Raw genomic sequence first — 17,339 nt, forward strand, 5'->3', positions numbered from 1 at the left:
TCGGTTCGGGTGTTGCGACTAGGCGCTGCTTCTCCAACGCTTGACGGAGCGAAGCGCGCCATCGGATGCTCGCCGCACGCTGGTCGCGCGGCAGCCAGGAAAGATGTTCTTCCGGAGATCGGAGATAATTTCGCGCGCCGTGCCATAGGGCGCGATGAAATCATTGAAGAACAGGCGCTCCCCGCTTCTCCACTCGTGAAAGGCGAGTGCGCGCCCTGTTTGCAGGATGGTTTTCTCCGTTTCGAGATCGACAAACGCCCAGCTGACGAAACCCGTGGGAATCCCGTCGGGGGTGAGATAAAACCTCGCCTGACCTAGATGTAACGGGGGCAGGATTTCCACGTCGAGATACCGTTTCACAGGGAAACCCCGATGGTTTCCAGAGCGTGCCAGAAGTTCCAGCGCATAGCCAACACCCGAATACAGATCGATCGGCTTCATGACACGAAATCTCCCACAATGTTGTCCGGGGCGGTGCGTCGGAGCTCGGCCGCCGCCTGCGGGCAATGGTTTTCGAAGGCCGTAAGCAGATCGGGAAGACGCTGCGCACAGGCGATCCGGCGCTCAAACCCGGTCGGCTTGCCCCCTTCACTGCACTGCCACAGGATATAACCAAGCGGCACCTGCTCCTGATCGGTTGCAAGGAACACATTGCGTCCCTGCATGGCCTGAAGAAGATGTGCGTATCGCGGGCCGATAGCTTCTTCGAACGTGTCGGCTCCCTGTCGCTGGAGATCCAACAACAAAAGTGCACCGATCTGTCGATAGAGATTGGCGACAGTGCCGCCTGTGTCCGTCAACGCGGGAAGGACATACCGCTGTGGCAGAATGTGCGCCCGCTCATAAAACTCCGCTAAATGAGACGGTGCCTTCGCGCCGCTTTTGAAGAGCAAAGCTGTTTCGCCGCTGGACCATTCATACCCAACTGCATGAGCCAGAAGCCGCGCTACCGGATAATTCCAGGCGTAGTCGTATAGGTCGCTACCGTCCTCCAAAGCACGAACAAGCGATTGCAGACTGGTACCAAGGTAGCTGGAATTGTCTGCCAACCACGCCGTCTCCATAAAAGGAGATAAGGATGGCTGGTTGTCGCGTAACCAGGTGAGAAGCAAGCGCTCCCCGACAAAAGCGCATAGTTCGCGGGCCATTGGCGGCATTGCGGTGCGCCTGGACGCAACGATCTGCAGCGCATGCGAAAACTCATGGGCGACAGTAAGAACATCCGAAGCGGTCCCTTTATAGGGGCAATGAACGAAGGGTAAGCTCTTCGGGCCTCGGTCGTAAGTGTAGGCGCGACCTCCCCTTTCCTCGTTAGCCTCGAAACTTTTCGGCACACGCATCCGCACGGTTCGAATCAGCGAGGACAGTTCAGGGATCCCCGCCGTCAGCGCCTCGGCAACCATTTCCCAAGCCGCCTCTCCAGACAGATCAAAGAATCTGTCGCCACCGCTGGCCCCCAGACCGATCAAAAAAATGGGAAGGGGATGATCCACCAGGTTTCGTTTAAGGAACTGAGAATCCAAACTATTGGCGCGCAACCAATCAGAAAAAATATCAACCATGAAAAAGCTATAACAAATATTGGTCTTCGTCGTCATGTTTAGGATAATATACATGATGACGAAGGGATTTATATCGTGAATTTTGTGAAATAAACGCCCTTTTTATACTGATATTTTTTGGTGAATATTATATCGAAAACATAGTCGCTATAGCAGCGCTTCTGAACAGGAAGGATGCAGGGGGCGCCCCTCAAAGCCAATATGTGCCCTAAGGATTGCGTATGATTGTGCTTGCGTCCCGACTTTCGTTGCATATATACGGGCCACACTCCTGAATGATCAGGTTGAGCATCTGCTGGTTGGAGAGGACGCCATGTCTCAAGACGCCCTTTTCCAATTGGGGATGGATTCAGTTGTACTGAACACCGCCCAAAAGGAAGAAAGCACCACCGCGCAGCCCGCCACTGCGGTTTGCGACGACAAGGATCACTTTATCGAGAAGGACGGCGTTCTTTGCGCCGGCTCGCATCTCATCGTGGATCTGTTCGAGGCCGAACGCCTGGACGATCTGCCATACATCAAGAAAACGTTGATCGATTGCGTGAACGCAGCCGGTGCGACTCTCTTGCATATCCACTTGCACCCATTCGAGCCGAATGGCGGGATCAGCGGCGTTGCCGTGCTGGCTGAAAGCCACATCTCGATCCATTCCTGGCCGGAGCGGAAATATGCAGCGCTGGACATTTTCATGTGCGGTGACGCAAAGCCCGAGCGGTGCATTGACGTCTTGAAGGAAGCATTCGCTCCTGGCCGCATGGATGTGAACGAGTTGCTTCGGGGACGAAACGCGTGAGCGATCGAAAAACCATATCGGAAACCCTCCATGACGGCATCAGTATGGTTTTCGATGTCGACGAGGTGCTTTACGAGGAAGGAACGGGACACCATCAGCTTTCGCTGATCCGAAACCCGGTCTTTGGAAAAGTTCTCGTGCTCGACGGCGCGGTGCAGGTCACCAGCCGGGATGAGTTCATCTATCATGAGATGCTGGCGCACGTTCCGCTCGCTGCTCATGAAAACCCCGCCGATGTTCTCATCATCGGCGGCGGCGACTGCGGTTTGGCGGAAGAGGTCCTGAAGCACAAGCGCGTCGGCACCCTCACCCAGGTGGAAATCGATGCCTCGGTGCTCGATTTCTCGCGTGAGCATTTCGCCGATTTCAATGCGCCAGTCTTTGAAGATCCCCGTTTCCAGGTAGAGATTGCCGACGGCGCGGTTTTTGCGGCGGAAACCGATAAGCGTTTCGACGTAATACTCGTCGATTCCACCGATCCCACAGGTCCGGGCGCGGTGTTGTTCACCACCGATTTTTACAGGAACCTGAAGCGCATCCTGCGCCCGGGAGGCATCGTCGTGTCCCAGAACGGGGTTCCCTTCCTACAGCCTGAGGAGTTTTCCAAGGCGATGAAGGGGCTTTCCTCGGTATTCGAGACGACGAGCTGTTATCTCGTTTCGGTGCCCACCTATTTCGGCGGGCACATGACGTTGGGATGGTCGAGCGACGATCCGGAAGCACTCTCGGTCAGTGAGGCGACGCTTAGGGAACGTATGGCGGGGATCGAGACCCGTTATTACACACCGGCGCATCATCGGGCGGCTTTCGCCCTTCCGCGTTTCATCGAAACGCTCCTTGAGGACGCCTTAAAAGCGTAAGGAATGGGCCAGAAGGCCCATTCTCCTCTTTCAGCTTCCCTGCCCGGAAAAGAACGGTACGCTGGCAGCCAGTTCCATGTCCAACTGCTGGGCCTTGCGATAGGCAGGCCGTGTTTCCACGCGTGCGAGATAATCCTTGAAAACCGGCTTCTCAGGCAGAGCGCGCAGGATGTTCATGGTGTAATTGATTCCGGATGCAAGCTGCGTGTCGGCGGCGGTAAAGCGCTCCCCTGCGGCAAAGGGATGGTTCTCTAGCCGACCTTCGATGTAGGCGAGCATATCGGCAAAAATACCGAACGGATACTCGTTGCTCGTGTAATCCAGTCTCTGCACTTGCGCGCAGATCACCGGATCAAAGACCGCATCACAATAAACCAGCGCTGTCAGATAAGCCGCACGGTCCGGATCGCTTATCGCAGGCGCCAGTCCGGTCTGTGAAAACCTGTCGGCCAGATAAATGGTTATTGCGGCACGCTCGGTCACGACCTGCCCATCATGGACAATGGCAGGAACCTTCTTGCTGGGCTGAATGGAACGGTAGCTCTCGGGCACACCCTCGCGCGCGCGGATGTCGATCATCTCCAGATCATATGGGATCTGCAGCTCCTCAAGGAGCCAGAGAATACTGGAAGAGCGTGACCAGGGTGCATGGTAGAACGTCAGCATCGGATATCCCTCTTTTCACATGGCCCGACCTTATCACCTCCCTCCTGACAGGAGACTGTCAGCAGATTGCCCCGTTCGATCTGTTAGATACAAAAAAGGCGGCCGAAGCCGCCTTTTCGCTCGAACAACGATGAATTGCCTCAGTTCGGCAACTTGTCGTCGATGCCCTTGATGTAGAAATTCATGCTAAGGACCTCTCCGTCAGGCGCCACCTGTCCTTCTTCAAGCCAGAGCGTTCCATCCTGCTTGTAGACAGGACCGGTAAAGGGGTTGAAGCCCTCGTCCTTGATCTTAGCCTCGATTTCCTCGGCAGCCGCCTTAACATCGTCGGGCATGTTCGTGTACGGCGCCATAACGACGTGGCCATCTTTCATGCCGCCCCAGACATCGTTCTGTTCCCAGGTGCCGTCCATGACCGCCTGGACACGCTCGATGTAATATGGGCCCCAGTCATCGACGATGGAGGTGAGCTGAGTTTCCGGCGCGAATTTGATCATGTCAGAGGCCTGACCGAACCCTTTGATGCCGCGCTCTGCTGCCACCTGAAGGGGCGCGGTGGAATCGGTGTGCTGGGTGATGATGTCGACGCCCTGGTCAAGCAGTGCCTTGGCTGCATCGGCTTCTTTGCCGGCATCAAACCACGTATTGGCCCAGACGATCTTCACCTGAAAATCCGGATTGACCGATTGCGCACCGAGCATGAAGGCATTAATGCCCATGACCACCTCGGGGATCGGGAAAGAGGCGATATAGCCGGCCACGCCCTTTTCCGACATTTTGGCAGCGATCACACCCTGCACATAACGCCCCTCGTGAAAGCGTGAATTGTATGTGGCGACATTCGGATGATCGCGTTTGAAGCCGGTGGCATGCTCGAACTTGATGTCCGGGAACTTGGCGGCAACCTTCTGTACCGGATCCATGAAACCGAAGGACGTCGCGAAGATGATATCGCATCCGGAACGCGCAAAGCGCTCGAGCGCGCGCTCGGCATCCGCCCCTTCCGGAACGCTTTCAAGATAGGCCGTCTCGACCTTGTCACCAAAATGCTCCTCGACATCGAGCAGGCCTTGATGGTGCTGATAGGAATAGCCGAAATCGCCGATCGGCCCGACGTAGATCCAGCAGGCCTTGGTCTTGTCCTGCGCGGCGACGGGCGCGGCACCGAAGGCGGTGACCGCGGTGGTCGCGGCAAGTGCCAGAACGAGTTTTTTCATTTTTGACGTCCTCTCTGTTGACTGAGTGCAGGGCTTATCTGGCTGGCACAAAGGGCCGGCCGAGGCATGCAGGCGTGTTGACCATTGTCAGGCGCCGGTTTCGCGAGATTAGTACAAGAACGGCGACAGTCGCCAGATAGGGCAACGCAGACAGGAACTGTGAAGGCACAGATACTCCGATCACCTGCGCATGCAACTGGCCGATAGAGACAGCGCCGAAGAGATAGGCTCCCGCCAGGACACGCCATGGACGCCAGGAAGCGAACACCACCAACGCCAGCGCAATCCAACCGCGTCCGGCCGTCATGTTCTCGATCCATTGTGGCGTATAAACCAGTGAAAGATAGCCCCCCGCAAGCCCGGCGCAGGCACCGCCGAAGACAACCGCAGCATAGCGCACCGCGATCACCTTGATGCCGAGTGCATGGGCGGAATCGTGATTGTCCCCCACCGAGCGCAGCGTCAGACCGGCGCGCGTGTTGAACAGGAAATAGCTGACACCGATCACGAGCAGGATCGAGATATAGAAGAGCGGCGCCTGCGCAAACAAAAACCGCCCAACCACGGGCAGATCGGACAGGACAGGTATGACCAGTGGCGCCATCTTAACGCCCGGCAATCCAATGAAGGCTTCGCCAATCATACCCGATACACCGAGCCCGAGCAGCGTCAACGCAAGGCCAGTCGCCACCTGGTTTGTAACGAGTGACAGCGTCAGGAACCCGAAGAGCAGCGCGAAAGCCGCACCAACCAGAATGGCCGCGAAGACACCAAGCCAGGGAGAGCCGGTGGTGATTGCCACGCCGAAGCCGGTGACGGCGCCCATCACCATCATACCTTCCACGCCAAGGTTCAGAACACCGGAGCGCTCCACGACCAGTTCGCCGATGGCGGCAATCAGAAGCGGCGTTGCTGCGGTGGCGATGGTGATGAGAACGGATTCAAGCATTGGTCGTGACCTCCCCGCCCCGCATCGCGCGCCCGGCAAGCCGTATCCTGTAGTGAATGAGCGTGTCGCAGCCGAGCACGAAGAAAAGCAGCATGCCCTGAAAAGCGCGCGCCGCCTTGTCGGAAAGCCCAAGCGAGATCTGCGCCGCTTCACCTCCAAGATAGGAGAGAGCAAGAACGAAGCCTGCCGCAACGATACCAAGCGGGTTCAGGCGACCGAGAAAAGCAACAATGATCGCGGTAAACCCGTAGCCCGGTGAAATGGAAGGCTGGAGCTGGCCAATGGCGCCTGCGACCTCCGAAATGCCGGCGAGACCGGCAAGTCCGCCGGAGATCAGGAATGCCACCATCACCATCCGCGACGAGCTGAAGCCGGCAAAGCGCCCTGCCCTTGGGCTTTGACCCAAGACCCGAATCTCGAAACCTTTTCGTGTCTTGCGCAAGATGAACCAGAGTATGAGAGCAGCAAGAACGGCGAAAACGATGCCCCAATTGGCCCTCCCTGCCGAGGGCATCAGCTCGGGCAGGATGGCGAAAGCATGAAAATCACGCGTTTCGGGAAAGTTCATGCCGCCTGGGTCGCGCCAGGGGCCGCGCACGATCCAGTCCAGAAAGAGCTGCGCCACGTAAACCAGCATAAGGCTGGTCAAGATTTCATTGGTGTTGAAACGTGCCTTGAGAAAGGCCGGCACGGCGGCGTAAGCCGCACCGCCAGCCACCCCCATGACGAGCATCAGGGGAAGAACGAGCCAAGTCTGAAAATCGGGAAAAACCACCGGCAGGATGCTGCCGGCAATTGCGCCTGCGATGAACTGTCCTTCAGCACCGATGTTCCAGTTGTTTGACAGAAAACACACCGACAGGCCGACGGCGATGAGGATCAACGGTGCTGCCTTGATCGCCAGCTCATGCAACGACCATGTCTCGCGCAACGGATCTATGAAATAGTAATAGAGCGCATCGAGAGGATTCTTGCCCAGTATGGAGAACATGATCGCACCGGCGATCATGGTCAGCACCAGGGCGATCAACGGCGATATTGCACTGAACAAAACGGAATGCTGCGGACGCTTGACGAGTTCCAGGCGCATCATGCGGTCTCCGTGTTTTCAGGCAGGCCGGTACGTTCGGGCTCGGCGCCGCCCATCAGAAGGCCGATTCTTTCAAAGCTTGCTTCGGCGATCGGCATTGGCGCAGACAGTCGCCCGTCATGCATGACCGCGATACTGTCGCAAATCTCGAACAATTCATCGAGGTCCTGAGAGATGACCAGAACCGCCGAGCCCGAGCGCGCCAGATCGATCAAGGCCTGCCTGATGCGCGCCGCCGCCCCGGCATCCACACCCCATGTGGGCTGATTCACGACGATGACGGCCGGCTGACGATCAAGCTCACGGCCAATGATGAATTTCTGCAGATTGCCACCGGAGAGGGCCGAGGCCTCGGGATCCTCCCCGCTTTTGCGAACATCCATGACCTTGACGATGCGGGAAGCCGCCTTTGCAAGCGCACTCGTACGTACGGTGCCGAACATGCCCAGAAGCGCGCGTTTATCGGTGACATGCCGTGACAGAAACAGGTTTTCGGAAAGACGCATTTGCGGTGCAGCGCCATGGCCAAGCCGCTCTTCCGGCACAAAGGCCGCGCCGAGAAGACGGCGACCGGAAATGCCAAGCCGTCCGGCATCCGTATCGCGAATGCGGATGGCGTCCGCCTTGTCCTGCAGGACCTCGCCGGACAGGGCCTCGAACAATTCCCCCTGCCCGTTCCCAGCCACGCCAGCAATGCCCATAACCGTACCGGAACGGACTTTGAGACTGATGCCTCGCAGTGGCATCGCGAAAGGATTAGCGGCCGGCCGCTTGAGAGCTTTGACTTCCAGAAGCGCCGCACCCTCGCTATCGGCGTGCCCCGTGCGCCGGACCGTGTCGACATCGTCCCCGACCATCATTTTGGCGAGTGAGGCGGACGTCTCCTGCCTCGGGTCGCAATGCGACACCACCTTGCCATGGCGCAGGACGGTCGCGCGGTCGCAAAGCCGCTTCACCTCTTCGAGCCGGTGGGAAATGTAGAGGATGGATTTGCCCTCGTCGCGCAGGGTCTCAAGCGTCACAAAGAGCCTGTCCGCTTCCTGCGGGGTGAGAACTGAAGTCGGCTCGTCGAGGATGATGAGGTCCGGCTTTTGCAGGAGACATCGAATGATCTCGATGCGCTGACGCTCGCCGACGGAAAGATCGCCCACATGGGCAAAGGGATCGAGCGGAAGACCGTAGGCCTTTGAGAGCTCGCGCGCCCGTTCCGCCACCTGCAGGATAGGCGTCTTGTCGTCCAAAGACAGCATGATGTTTTCTGCCGCTGTCAGAGCTTCAAACAGCGAGAAGTGCTGGAAAACCATGCCTATGCCAAGCCGGCGTGCTTCGCCCGGAGACTGGATGGAAACAGGTTTCCCCTTCCAGAAAATTTCACCGGCGGCCGGTTCCAGCGCGCCGAACAGCATTTTGACCAGTGTGGATTTGCCGGCACCATTCTCGCCGAGAAGCGCGTGAATTTCGCCTTTGCCGATCGAAAGATCGATCGCATCACAGGCTCTCAACGTGCCGAATATCTTTGTCAGCCCGCGAACTTCGAGAAGCTCGCCACCTTTGCCTTCGTGTGTTTGATCCACGCCGGCTCCCATTTCGGACATTATTGTTCTGTTCCCAACTCGATCATAGGCAGACGACTTTGCAGCGCATTAGAGCCGCATTGCTTGAAAGAGATTCAAACGCGCCCGCCCTATTCCCCTTTACGCCCTTTGCCCAGATTCGGCCACGCCTGCATGATCCCGCCGATGACAAAGAGGTAGATGCCGGTCGCTGCAATACCAATCCGCACCAGGGGATAGGCATCAAGGTTCTGAACCAGTCCGACAACACCCAAACCACACCAGGCGAAAAAAATCGAAAGATTGAGTGCGCGCAAGCGCTGCACCCGGACAGGATGAAGAAAAAACACCGGCAGGAAGGTCGTGACAGCCGAAATCAGCACCACGGCGAAGGCGACATATTCACCGGGTTCGACCACAAACAGGGTGAAAACCAACATATTCCAGACGACAGGGAACCCCTTGAAGAAGTTTTCCCGCGTCTTCATGCCAGTGTCGGCATAATAGATTGCACTGGTGACGACGATGATCGCCGCTGAGAGGAATGACAGCCCCTCGCCCATAAAGCCGCTCTGGTAGAGCGCAAAGGCAGGAATCAGCACATATGTGACGTAATCAATGATGTTGTCGAGCATGTCGCCCGACCAGGTGGGCAGAACCTGCTTCACGTCGAGTTTGCGTGCTATGGGGCCATCGATGCCGTCCACGAACAGCGCCAAACCGAGCCACCAGAACATCGCCACCCAGCGCTCCTCGCTGGCTGCCACGAGAGACAGGAATGCGAGAAACGACCCCGACGCCGTCAGAAGATGAACGGAAAACGCCTTGGCCTGGGGGGCAGTTACTTTCTTGGTCTTCATGCTTTATGCCTAAGGTCCGCGCCAATCGAGCGGGCATATTTCCGCCGAACGTCCGGCAAAGTTCCAATTGCGGCCAAAGGCACGCATACGGCTTTTTTCAGAGCGCGCTACCGTGATTTCCGGAGCGATCCAGTATTGGGAATTGGTGATCACCGTGTCGCTATCGGCATCCTTGCCGGCAATGGGCGTGATGGCCCCGTCGATGATTTTCGGAATTTGGAAGATGCGCGTCTTTCCATGGGTTTCATAGTGAACCGGCGCGCGCTGAATGCCCAGAAACTGGCCGACGAGTATGGAAAGGAGACCTGTCGTTCCGCCCGCCTTGCCGGAAAAGATCTTGCCAATCGCCTTTTCCGCATAGATCGAGGCTCGTTCGTCCAGAAAGATACCGGCGGTCCAGTTGCCGCGGCTCATATAGCCGGGAATTTCCATCACCAGACCGAGATTGATGCCGGATAGGTCCGTTTCACCGTAATGCCCCTGATCGATCCGGAAACCGGCCCAGGTCTGGCAGTACCCTTCCGTGGGAGGGTGATTGCCCAGCGAAAGCACGCAGGGGCAGAACACGGTGCAATTGCACGACAGCACCAGCTCGCCTTTCAGCGCCCAGTCTTTCTTTCCCATGGCGTCTGCCCCTCTTCTAAAGTGAGATTACAAGAAGCGCGAGTGCCCACACAAGCGGAAGCGCGCCTGAAATGCGTGTGAAAACGCGACTATGACCAGTTTTTTCCACCATGGTGAAGACGCCCAGAAGCGCCATCCAGAACACATTCATGATGCCGACGGCGAACATGACGAGCATCAATGCCCAGCAGCAGCCAAGGCACCACACACCCTGCTCAATCCCCAGGCGGTAGATTGATAAAGGCCGTGTGCTCCAGCGTCCGAACAGTGTGGCGAATGGGTTGCGGCATTTGACGAGACAGGCCTCCTTAAGGCCAGAAAACTGGTAAAGTCCGGCCACCGCAAGCACAGCCGCTCCCGCGAACCCGGTCCATGGAGCAAAGAGTGTTCCACCGGGCGATAGCGTGGAAACGACAAGCGCTGTTCCGGCGAAACCGAGTGAGGCGGCAAGCCACACGGAGAGATAGCCGGCTGCGAGTAATGCGGGATGCACTGCAGGCTCACCCTTGCGGGCGGCGGTGTCGGCAATTTCGCAATAGGTTCGAAGCAACGGTCCGGCCGACGGCAGCATCATCGCCAGCGCCATCAGGAACCACATCAACGCCAGAAGGATGAATGCCGACCAGTCGCTGCCGGCACGGACTGGCGCAAGGCAAAGAGCCAAAAAAGCCTCGAAGGACGATGGCAATGCAATATCTGGAGAAAGCCGAAGCCACATCGCGCCAGGACCTGCTGAACCCGGGGCAACCACCGCAGTTCTAACCCCCATCAGCGCAAGAAAAAGCCATGACATGGCAATGGCCAGAAGAAGCGCACCAAGGGAGAGGGGATAGGCCTGTCGCGCGGTTCGGTACACGGTGCGACGGGAGCCGGTCAAAGCGGTCAGGTCGTCATGTTCGGTGCTCACATCGCCCTCATGAAACTCACTGGGGTCTTTCGCCGCGTTGAAGCTTGCGCCGACCCGCCCCATCATGAGAAAGACAGGGACGGTCCTGTCGATCAAGACAGAAACAGAAATGGATGGAAAGCCGTGGGCGATCGTGACCGCAAAATTGTCGTAGCTGGGACAGGCCCAGCCGGCCTAGTCGCTGCGCTGATGCTCGCACATCACGGCCACGCGGTGACATTGGCGGGTCCGCTTCCGCAGGGACGCGATCGCCGGACCGTGGCACTCATGCGCCCGTCGCTTGATACAATCGCGCCGCTCGGCGTGCTTGATGCGCTGATGCCGGAAACCGCGCCGTTGCGCGCGATGCGTCTCGTGGATGCGACAGGGCGTCTGGTGCGCAGTCCCACGGTGACATTCCATGCTGGAGAGATCGGCGAAGACTATTTCGGCTTGAACATCCCCAATGCGCGCCTGACAGAAGAGCTGGCCAAGGTAGCGGAAGCTTCGCCGCTGATTGAATGGCACGAAAGTCTCGTAGAAACATGGGCCTGTGAAAGCGATCACGTGACAGCCACGCTCGAAAACGGTGTGGAGGTTACAGCAAAGCTGGCGGTTGCCGCCGACGGGCGTAACTCGCCGGCGCGGGAGGCCGCCGGAATTTCGGCAAAAACACGCGCCCTGCCCCAGGCAGCGCTCGTGCTGAATTTCAGCCACGCGCGTGACCATGGCTTTGTGTCTACGGAGCTTCACACCCAGAGCGGCCCCTGCACGCAGGTCCCTCTCCCCGGAATGCGTTCCAGCCTTGTCTGGGTACTTCACCCTGAAGATGCCGAGCGGATGAACAGCCTCGGTGACGAGGAACTCTCTCTACGGATCGAAGAGCAGTTTTCCTCCATGCTGGGCCGCGTCACCGTGGAGCCCGGACGTCAGATCTACCCGCTCAGCACACTCATGCCGTCGCGATTCGGACAGAACCGCGTGGCGCTTGTGGGCGAAGCCGCGCATGTCTTCCCTCCCATTTCCGCACAGGGCCTCAATCTGGGTATCAGAGACGTGGAGGATCTCGTTTCTGTGGCCAACGCCTTTCCCGATGATCCCGGAACCACGGTCGCGATGAGCCGCTATCATGCTGCGCGGCGCCCGGATGTGCTCGCCCGCAGCAATTCGGTCAATCTGCTGAACGCCTCGCTCCTTTCGGGATTCCTGCCCGCACAGGTGGCGCGCAGTGCTGGACTTTCCATCATTGGAAGCATTCCCCCGCTGCGGGCCCTCTTCATGCGTGAAGGCATGCGGCCCGGCAGCGGGTTTTCCGCGCTTCTCCCGTTTAAGGGAAAAGGTCCGGCGGCAGAATCCCGTTCGTGATCGCGTAAAGCAAGGCGGTCACAGTCCCCACCGATACGAGCGTGGTGATGAGCACACTTGCCGAAGCGCGCTCCATCCAAACACCGTATTGCTGGCTGATCACAAAGACGTTGGTGGCCGTGGGAAGCGACGCCAAAAGCACAGCCGAAAACACCCAGCTTTCAGAGAAATTGCCGATCCAGCTCAACATCACGTAGCAGATTGCGGGGTGGAGAATGAGCTTTAGGACGACGATGGCGCCCACCTCTTGCGGCACACGCTTCAGCGGTCGCAAAGCAAGGCTGACCCCCATGGCGAACAGCGCGCATGGCGCCGCTGCTGAAGCAAGATAGGCGAGCAGGCGCTCGATGGGCAATGGCGGTGCGAAATTAAGAGCCGCTGCAGCAACCCCAGCCGCGGTCGCGACGATGAAGGGGTGCAGCGCAATCTTGCGCACAACGTCGAGGGCGAGTCGGCCAGGTTTCTCACCGTTGCCACCCGAGATCGCCATCATCATCGGGGCCACCGCGAAGTGGATCATATTCTCGAAACAGAAGATGAGCGCGACAGGCACCGCCGCCTCTTCGCCGAAGGCGAGAAGCGCCAGGCCGGGCCCCATATAGCCGATATTGCCATAGCTGGCGGCAAGCCCCTTGATGGTGCTTTCGGCGATCGAACTGCGGCTGATGAAAAGTGAGCCAGCAAACATGATCCCGAAGACGATGTAGGTGGAGGCAACCGCGCCGAAAATATAGCCCCACTCCGTCAGGCGCTCGATAGGTGTTTTGGCCAGAAGCTGGAAAAACAGCGCCGGGAGCGCCACATATATGACGAAGGTGTTCATCCAGCCAAGCGCATCAGCCGGATGCGGCTTCAGCCGAGCCACGGCGTAGCCGATGAAGATCAATCCGAAAAACGGCAGAACAAGTCCTGCGACACTGGTCATGGCCCATCCCTGCTTGGGCCACCGCCCGCTTCAACGCCCCTTGAAAACGGTGCGCAAACGGATCGCCCACACATGCCGGCTAGCCCGCGAGCGCCCTGCCCGTCAAGCCTGCGGGATTGAATTGTGACGGCTGCTGCGCCACATAGGAAGTCAGAGGTATAATTATGCAAACGATTGGAACTGCAAAATTTCGCATTGGCCAGGTCGTCCGCCATCGGGTGTTCGACTTCCGCGGCGTGATTTTCGATGTAGACCCGGAATTCAACAACACCGAAGCCTGGTATCAGGCGATCCCCGAGGAAGTGCGCCCGCGCAAGGATCAGCCCTTCTATCATCTTCTCGCCGAGAACGAGGAGACGGAGTATGTGGCTTATGTTTCAGAGCAGAACCTGGTGCCGGATGAATCCGGCGTGCCGGTTCGGCACCCACAATTGGCAGAGTTTTTCGTGGAAACCGGTGACGGCCATTACGAGCCGCGCGAGCGAATGCATCACTGACCGGAAGTTTCCGTCTCAAATGAAAACAGGGCCACGCGGGCCCTGTTCTTGTTTCGAGGTCTTAAAGGCTACTCCGCCTTCTTTGCCTTCTCCTGCGCTTCACGCAGTTTCTCGGTGAACTCTTCGTTGTTCTTGTTCACGAAGTCCTGAAGCTTCTTCTGACGGTCCTCGATGTCGGACTGTGGCAGCGGGTCACCATCATAGGCATTGGTGAAACCGGAGAGCGTCATCTTGATCGGGTTCGGCTGGTTCTGGAAGTTGACCGAGGTAAGCGTCAATTCCGATCCGCGCTTGAAGGATGCGACGAGCTGATCAGTCAGCGGCGCTTCCGCGATGCAGCGATCGGGCAGGCAGATCGCATAGTCGATCTTTTGGGTCTGTCCGCCATCGATCTGCAGGCCGATGCCGGGAGGCACCATGCGGCCGGTCGGCACGGTGATCTGGAAGACCTTGCGGTTCACCTTGCCCTTCACCTCGATCAGGCTGACGCCGGTGATCATCTGGCCGGTTTCCGCGACGAGAACATTCTGCACGTTGCAGATGTCCACATCTTCCTGTTTGGTGCAGGCCTTGAACCAGCCCTGCGGCGGCTGCTGCTGTTGCGCGGCGGCGACACCAACTCCGCTTGCGGCCACGCAGGCGGCGCCGGCAAGGGCGAACAGGGTGCGGGTTGCTTTCGCGTTCAGGCTTTTCATATGGCTCAGTTCCTCTAAATGCACAGCGCCAGAATATCGATCCATGCGTCACCTGTTGTTAAAATGCGGCGACAGCATGACCCTTGGCCGCGTGTTACACCGCCATGCGGCGCGAATCCAGCCCGTCAAAGCATTTCGCTGGACTTTGTGAGAAGGTGCGGCAAACATCACACGATCCGCCGGATGCCCCGGAAAAACACACGTGGTGTGTTACGCTCCCCGGCGAATCATGGATCCGCATGGGTCCGTTCGAGTTCCCCGCCAAAGGTGCGTCGATGTTTGCAGCCCTCAAAACCCTTCGTTTCACGATTTCTGCCAGCCTGATCGCATCCGGTGTCGTCCTCGCCCAGGCTGAACCGATGCACGGCGTCGCGATGCACGGAACACCGGAACTGCCGGCGGATTTCAAACATTTCACCTACGTCAATCCCGATGCGCCAAAAGGCGGAGACGTCACCTATTGCGTTGTCGGATCGTTCGACAATCTGAATCCCTTCATCCTTAAAAGCATGCGCACCACAGCGCGGGGCGTGATCGACACGATTTTCGGAAATCTGGTGTTCGAACCGCTGATGATGCGAAGCGCGGATGAACCCTTCACGCTCTATGGGCTCCTGGCCGAAAGCGTCGAGATGGACGAGGCACGCACCTACGCAGAGTTCCATCTGAACCCGGAGGCCGAGTGGTCCGATGGAAAGGCTGTCACACCCGAGGATGTCATCTTCACTTATGAAGCCTATACGGAAAAGGGCCGGCCTCCCTATTCCAGCCGAATGGCCAAGATCGAAAAGATCGAAAAAACAGGCGATCACAGTGTACGCTTCACCTTTAACGACAAGGCGGATCGCGAATTTCCTTTGATCATCGCGATGACGCCGATCATTCCCGAACACGCCTTCGACATCGAGACCTTCGATCAGACGACGCTTAAACCGGTTATCGGCAGCGGCGCATACCGCATTACGGAAGTCGAACCCGGCCGCCGGATCGTCTTCACCCGCAACACGGAGTATTGGGGCGAAAACATCCCTTCCAAGCGCGGTTTCGACAATTTCGACAAGGTCACGATCGAATATTTCCTGAACGCAAACTCGATGATCGAAGCGTTCAAGAAGGGCATTTGCTCGGTCTATGCGGAGTCCGATCCGGTCCGCCGCCAGCATGGCATTGATTTTCCTGCCGCGCGCGAGGGTAAGGTTGTCAGCGAGACCTTCAGCAATGGCGTGCCGCCTGCCGTCACAGGCTTTTTCTTCAACACGCGGCGCGAAAAATTCTCCGACCCCAAGGTGCGCCGTGCCCTGTCCAAACTCTACGATTTCGGCTGGGTCAACACCAATGTGTTGCGGGGCGAGTATGAGCGCACACTGAGCTATTGGCAGGGCTCTCACCTTTCGGCGCTTGGGAAACCAGCGGATCAGCGCGAACGCGCCCTTCTCGAGCCGTTTGCCGACCGGGTGACGCCAGAGGTTATGGACGGCACCTACGGGAAAGCCGAGATGGCCGGCGCTCCGATCGGACGCAACGAGATGCGTGAAGCGCTAAAAATGCTGCAGGAGGCGGGATACAGTCTTGAAGGCAACGCGCTGGTGAATGCCGAGGGCGAGGCTCTCACCTTCGAAATTCTTGTCACATCCGAGGAAGGCGAGAAACTGGCTGCCGTTTTCCAGCGCGCTCTGAGGAAGATCGGTATCGGTGTTTCGATCCGCCTGCTGGACGATTCACAGGCGCAGCAGCGCAAACAGCGCTACGACTTCGACGTCATCATCGCGTCGGTGGGCTTTTCCGGTTCTCTTTCGCCGGGCATCGAGCAGATCAACCGCTGGGGATCTGCCGCAGCCGAAGCCGAAGGCAGTTTCAACCTCTCGGGCGCAGCCGATCCGGCAATCGATGCGATGATCGATGCGATGCTGAACGCACGCGACATGGATGATTATGCTGCTGCCGTGCGCGCGCTCGACCGGCTTTTGATGTCGGGGGCCTATGTCGTTCCGATGCAACACGACAGCGACGAATGGGTGGCCTACTGGAACGATCTGGCTCACCCGGAAAAAACACCCCTCTACGGATACAAGCTGCAGACCTGGTGGCACAAGCCAGACGCAGATTAAGGCCAGAACCATGTCTCTTATCGTGACTGTCGACGTCGTGTCCGACGTTGTCTGCCCCTGGTGTTATGTGGGGCGCGCGCGCCTGCAAAAAGCACTTGAAACCGTTGCGGACCTGGCGGTCGATATACGCTGGCGCCCTTTCCAGCTCGACCCCACCATTCCGCCCGACGGCAAGAGCCGAAAAGCTTATCTGACCGAAAAATTCGGCGATGAGGAACGCATCCGCCAGATGCATGAGCAAATCAGCACTCTCGGTGCGGCGGAAGGGATCGATTTCAATTTCGAAGCCATTGATATCTCTCCGAACACGCTCAACGCACATCGGGTGATCCGCTGGGCGGCAACCGCCGAACCTGGTGTACAGGATCTGCTGGTTGGACGCCTTTTCGCGCTCTATTTCGAGGAAGGCGCGGATATCGGCAATTCCGCTGTGCTCGTTCAGGCTGCACGGGATGCGGGCATGGATGCTGCCGTGGTCGAAACACTGTTGGCAACCGATGCCGACAAGGCAGAGGTGGAACAGGAAATCGCCACCGCACAGCAAATGGGGGTGACGGGCGTGCCCTGCTTTCTTCTTGAAGGCCGCTATGCGGTGGTCGGCGCTCAGGAGCCGGCCACGCTTGCCGACGCGATTCGTCAGGTGGCGCAAGCCAAGGCCGAAGGAACGCTTGACCAGGACCAGGCGTAAA

At 58.2% G+C, this 17,339-nt stretch carries 18 protein-coding genes; 6 read left to right on the forward strand and 12 right to left on the reverse strand.

Features of this window, described 5'->3' with window-relative positions; genetic code table 11:
* Positions 1 to 18: 18 nt before the first annotated feature.
* A complete protein-coding gene (locus tag AC2CHD_RS02120; RefSeq protein WP_484552439.1) occupies positions 19 to 441 on the reverse strand; it encodes a toxin-activating lysine-acyltransferase in 423 nt (140 codons plus the stop codon).
* Positions 438 to 1,616, reverse strand: coding sequence for a hypothetical protein (locus AC2CHD_RS02125; RefSeq protein ID WP_484552440.1), 1,179 nt, complete (start codon positions 1,614 to 1,616; stop codon positions 438 to 440). The genes AC2CHD_RS02120 and AC2CHD_RS02125 overlap by 4 nt, the downstream gene beginning before the upstream one ends.
* A gap of 289 nt (positions 1,617 to 1,905) precedes the next feature.
* On the opposite strand from AC2CHD_RS02125, the gene speD reads away from it, so the two are divergent.
* Both speD and speE read left to right on the forward strand, forming a co-directional pair.
* The gene (gene speD, locus AC2CHD_RS02130; protein ID WP_484552441.1) at positions 1,906 to 2,355 is read left to right on the forward strand and encodes an adenosylmethionine decarboxylase; all 450 of its coding nucleotides are present in this window, start codon (positions 1,906 to 1,908) and stop codon (positions 2,353 to 2,355) included.
* The gene (gene speE / locus AC2CHD_RS02135; protein WP_484552442.1) at positions 2,352 to 3,215 is read left to right on the forward strand and encodes a polyamine aminopropyltransferase; all 864 of its coding nucleotides are present in this window, start codon (positions 2,352 to 2,354) and stop codon (positions 3,213 to 3,215) included. Before speD ends, speE begins: the two co-directional genes overlap by 4 nt.
* Before the next feature lie 30 nt (positions 3,216 to 3,245).
* Here the strand turns inward: speE and AC2CHD_RS02140 are convergent, their stop codons facing one another.
* The 8 genes from AC2CHD_RS02140 to AC2CHD_RS02175 form a co-directional block, all read right to left on the reverse strand.
* Positions 3,246 to 3,881 carry a glutathione S-transferase family protein gene (locus AC2CHD_RS02140; protein WP_484552443.1) on the reverse strand — a complete coding sequence of 212 codons (636 nt, stop codon included), beginning with the start codon at positions 3,879 to 3,881 and terminating at the stop codon, positions 3,246 to 3,248.
* A gap of 140 nt (positions 3,882 to 4,021) precedes the next feature.
* A complete protein-coding gene (locus tag AC2CHD_RS02145) occupies positions 4,022 to 5,098 on the reverse strand; it encodes a BMP family ABC transporter substrate-binding protein (RefSeq protein ID WP_484552444.1) in 1,077 nt (358 codons plus the stop codon).
* 34 nt (positions 5,099 to 5,132) lie between these two features.
* A complete protein-coding gene (locus AC2CHD_RS02150; RefSeq protein ID WP_229446871.1) occupies positions 5,133 to 6,047 on the reverse strand; it encodes an ABC transporter permease in 915 nt (304 codons plus the stop codon).
* Complete coding sequence (locus AC2CHD_RS02155; RefSeq protein WP_229448026.1) at positions 6,040 to 7,137, reverse strand: ABC transporter permease; 1,098 nt, start codon at positions 7,135 to 7,137, stop codon at positions 6,040 to 6,042. The genes AC2CHD_RS02150 and AC2CHD_RS02155 overlap by 8 nt, the downstream gene beginning before the upstream one ends.
* A complete protein-coding gene (locus AC2CHD_RS02160) occupies positions 7,137 to 8,723 on the reverse strand; it encodes an ABC transporter ATP-binding protein (protein WP_484553191.1) in 1,587 nt (528 codons plus the stop codon). Before AC2CHD_RS02160 ends, AC2CHD_RS02155 begins: the two co-directional genes overlap by 1 nt.
* A gap of 98 nt (positions 8,724 to 8,821) precedes the next feature.
* Positions 8,822 to 9,550, reverse strand: a complete 729-nt coding sequence (gene pcsA, locus AC2CHD_RS02165) for a phosphatidylcholine synthase (RefSeq protein WP_484552445.1) — start codon at positions 9,548 to 9,550, stop codon at positions 8,822 to 8,824.
* Positions 9,551 to 9,559: 9 nt separating this feature from the next.
* Positions 9,560 to 10,174, reverse strand: coding sequence for a DUF1326 domain-containing protein (locus AC2CHD_RS02170; RefSeq protein ID WP_484552446.1), 615 nt, complete (start codon positions 10,172 to 10,174; stop codon positions 9,560 to 9,562).
* Positions 10,175 to 10,190: 16 nt separating this feature from the next.
* Complete coding sequence (locus tag AC2CHD_RS02175; protein ID WP_484552447.1) at positions 10,191 to 11,147, reverse strand: DUF2182 domain-containing protein; 957 nt, start codon at positions 11,145 to 11,147, stop codon at positions 10,191 to 10,193.
* A gap of 123 nt (positions 11,148 to 11,270) precedes the next feature.
* On the opposite strand from AC2CHD_RS02175, the gene AC2CHD_RS02180 reads away from it, so the two are divergent.
* Positions 11,271 to 12,425 (forward strand): UbiH/UbiF family hydroxylase, encoded by a 1,155-nt coding sequence (locus AC2CHD_RS02180; RefSeq protein WP_484552448.1) that lies wholly within the window; start codon positions 11,271 to 11,273, stop codon positions 12,423 to 12,425.
* On the opposite strand, the gene AC2CHD_RS02185 is transcribed toward AC2CHD_RS02180, so the two are convergent.
* A complete protein-coding gene (locus AC2CHD_RS02185) occupies positions 12,388 to 13,350 on the reverse strand; it encodes an AEC family transporter (RefSeq protein WP_484552449.1) in 963 nt (320 codons plus the stop codon). The two genes, AC2CHD_RS02180 and AC2CHD_RS02185, sit on opposite strands and share 38 nt — an antisense overlap.
* Before the next feature lie 164 nt (positions 13,351 to 13,514).
* Here AC2CHD_RS02185 and hspQ point away from each other — a divergent pair, with 164 nt between their 5' ends.
* Positions 13,515 to 13,847: a heat shock protein HspQ gene (gene hspQ, locus AC2CHD_RS02190; RefSeq protein ID WP_229446864.1), complete on the forward strand. Its 333-nt coding sequence runs from the start codon at positions 13,515 to 13,517 to the stop codon at positions 13,845 to 13,847.
* A 68-nt stretch (positions 13,848 to 13,915) separates the two neighbouring features.
* Here hspQ and AC2CHD_RS02195 read toward each other — a convergent pair whose 3' ends face one another.
* Complete coding sequence (locus AC2CHD_RS02195) at positions 13,916 to 14,542, reverse strand: invasion associated locus B family protein (RefSeq protein ID WP_229446863.1); 627 nt, start codon at positions 14,540 to 14,542, stop codon at positions 13,916 to 13,918.
* A 275-nt stretch (positions 14,543 to 14,817) separates the two neighbouring features.
* On the opposite strand from AC2CHD_RS02195, the gene AC2CHD_RS02200 reads away from it, so the two are divergent.
* The gene (locus AC2CHD_RS02200) at positions 14,818 to 16,650 is read left to right on the forward strand and encodes an extracellular solute-binding protein (protein WP_484552450.1); all 1,833 of its coding nucleotides are present in this window, start codon (positions 14,818 to 14,820) and stop codon (positions 16,648 to 16,650) included.
* 10 nt (positions 16,651 to 16,660) lie between these two features.
* The gene (locus AC2CHD_RS02205) at positions 16,661 to 17,338 is read left to right on the forward strand and encodes a DsbA family oxidoreductase (RefSeq protein WP_484552451.1); all 678 of its coding nucleotides are present in this window, start codon (positions 16,661 to 16,663) and stop codon (positions 17,336 to 17,338) included.
* The last annotated feature ends 1 nt before the right edge of the window (position 17,339 follow it).

Source organism: Nitratireductor sp. ATLC21 (assembly GCF_057196525.1).

What these genes read in the sequence shown, in the direction of transcription:
- AC2CHD_RS02120 (WP_484552439.1), bottom strand. Translation starts at nt 441, where the DNA reads ATGAAGCCGATCGATCTGTATTCGGGTGTTGGCTATGCGCTGGAACTT.
- AC2CHD_RS02125 (WP_484552440.1), bottom strand. Translation starts at nt 1,616, where the DNA reads ATGTATATTATCCTAAACATGACGACGAAGACCAATATTTGTTATAGC.
- speD (WP_484552441.1), top strand. Translation starts at nt 1,906, where the DNA reads ATGGATTCAGTTGTACTGAACACCGCCCAAAAGGAAGAAAGCACCACC.
- AC2CHD_RS02140 (WP_484552443.1), bottom strand. Translation starts at nt 3,881, where the DNA reads ATGCTGACGTTCTACCATGCACCCTGGTCACGCTCTTCCAGTATTCTC.
- AC2CHD_RS02145 (WP_484552444.1), bottom strand. Translation starts at nt 5,098, where the DNA reads ATGAAAAAACTCGTTCTGGCACTTGCCGCGACCACCGCGGTCACCGCC.
- AC2CHD_RS02150 (WP_229446871.1), bottom strand. Translation starts at nt 6,047, where the DNA reads ATGCTTGAATCCGTTCTCATCACCATCGCCACCGCAGCAACGCCGCTT.
- AC2CHD_RS02155 (WP_229448026.1), bottom strand. Translation starts at nt 7,137, where the DNA reads ATGCGCCTGGAACTCGTCAAGCGTCCGCAGCATTCCGTTTTGTTCAGT.
- AC2CHD_RS02160 (WP_484553191.1), bottom strand. Translation starts at nt 8,723, where the DNA reads ATGGGAGCCGGCGTGGATCAAACACACGAAGGCAAAGGTGGCGAGCTT.
- pcsA (WP_484552445.1), bottom strand. Translation starts at nt 9,550, where the DNA reads ATGAAGACCAAGAAAGTAACTGCCCCCCAGGCCAAGGCGTTTTCCGTT.
- AC2CHD_RS02170 (WP_484552446.1), bottom strand. Translation starts at nt 10,174, where the DNA reads ATGGGAAAGAAAGACTGGGCGCTGAAAGGCGAGCTGGTGCTGTCGTGC.
- AC2CHD_RS02175 (WP_484552447.1), bottom strand. Translation starts at nt 11,147, where the DNA reads ATGATGGGGCGGGTCGGCGCAAGCTTCAACGCGGCGAAAGACCCCAGT.
- AC2CHD_RS02180 (WP_484552448.1), top strand. Translation starts at nt 11,271, where the DNA reads ATGCTCGCACATCACGGCCACGCGGTGACATTGGCGGGTCCGCTTCCG.
- AC2CHD_RS02185 (WP_484552449.1), bottom strand. Translation starts at nt 13,350, where the DNA reads ATGACCAGTGTCGCAGGACTTGTTCTGCCGTTTTTCGGATTGATCTTC.
- hspQ (WP_229446864.1), top strand. Translation starts at nt 13,515, where the DNA reads ATGCAAACGATTGGAACTGCAAAATTTCGCATTGGCCAGGTCGTCCGC.
- AC2CHD_RS02195 (WP_229446863.1), bottom strand. Translation starts at nt 14,542, where the DNA reads ATGAAAAGCCTGAACGCGAAAGCAACCCGCACCCTGTTCGCCCTTGCC.
- AC2CHD_RS02200 (WP_484552450.1), top strand. Translation starts at nt 14,818, where the DNA reads ATGTTTGCAGCCCTCAAAACCCTTCGTTTCACGATTTCTGCCAGCCTG.
- AC2CHD_RS02205 (WP_484552451.1), top strand. Translation starts at nt 16,661, where the DNA reads ATGTCTCTTATCGTGACTGTCGACGTCGTGTCCGACGTTGTCTGCCCC.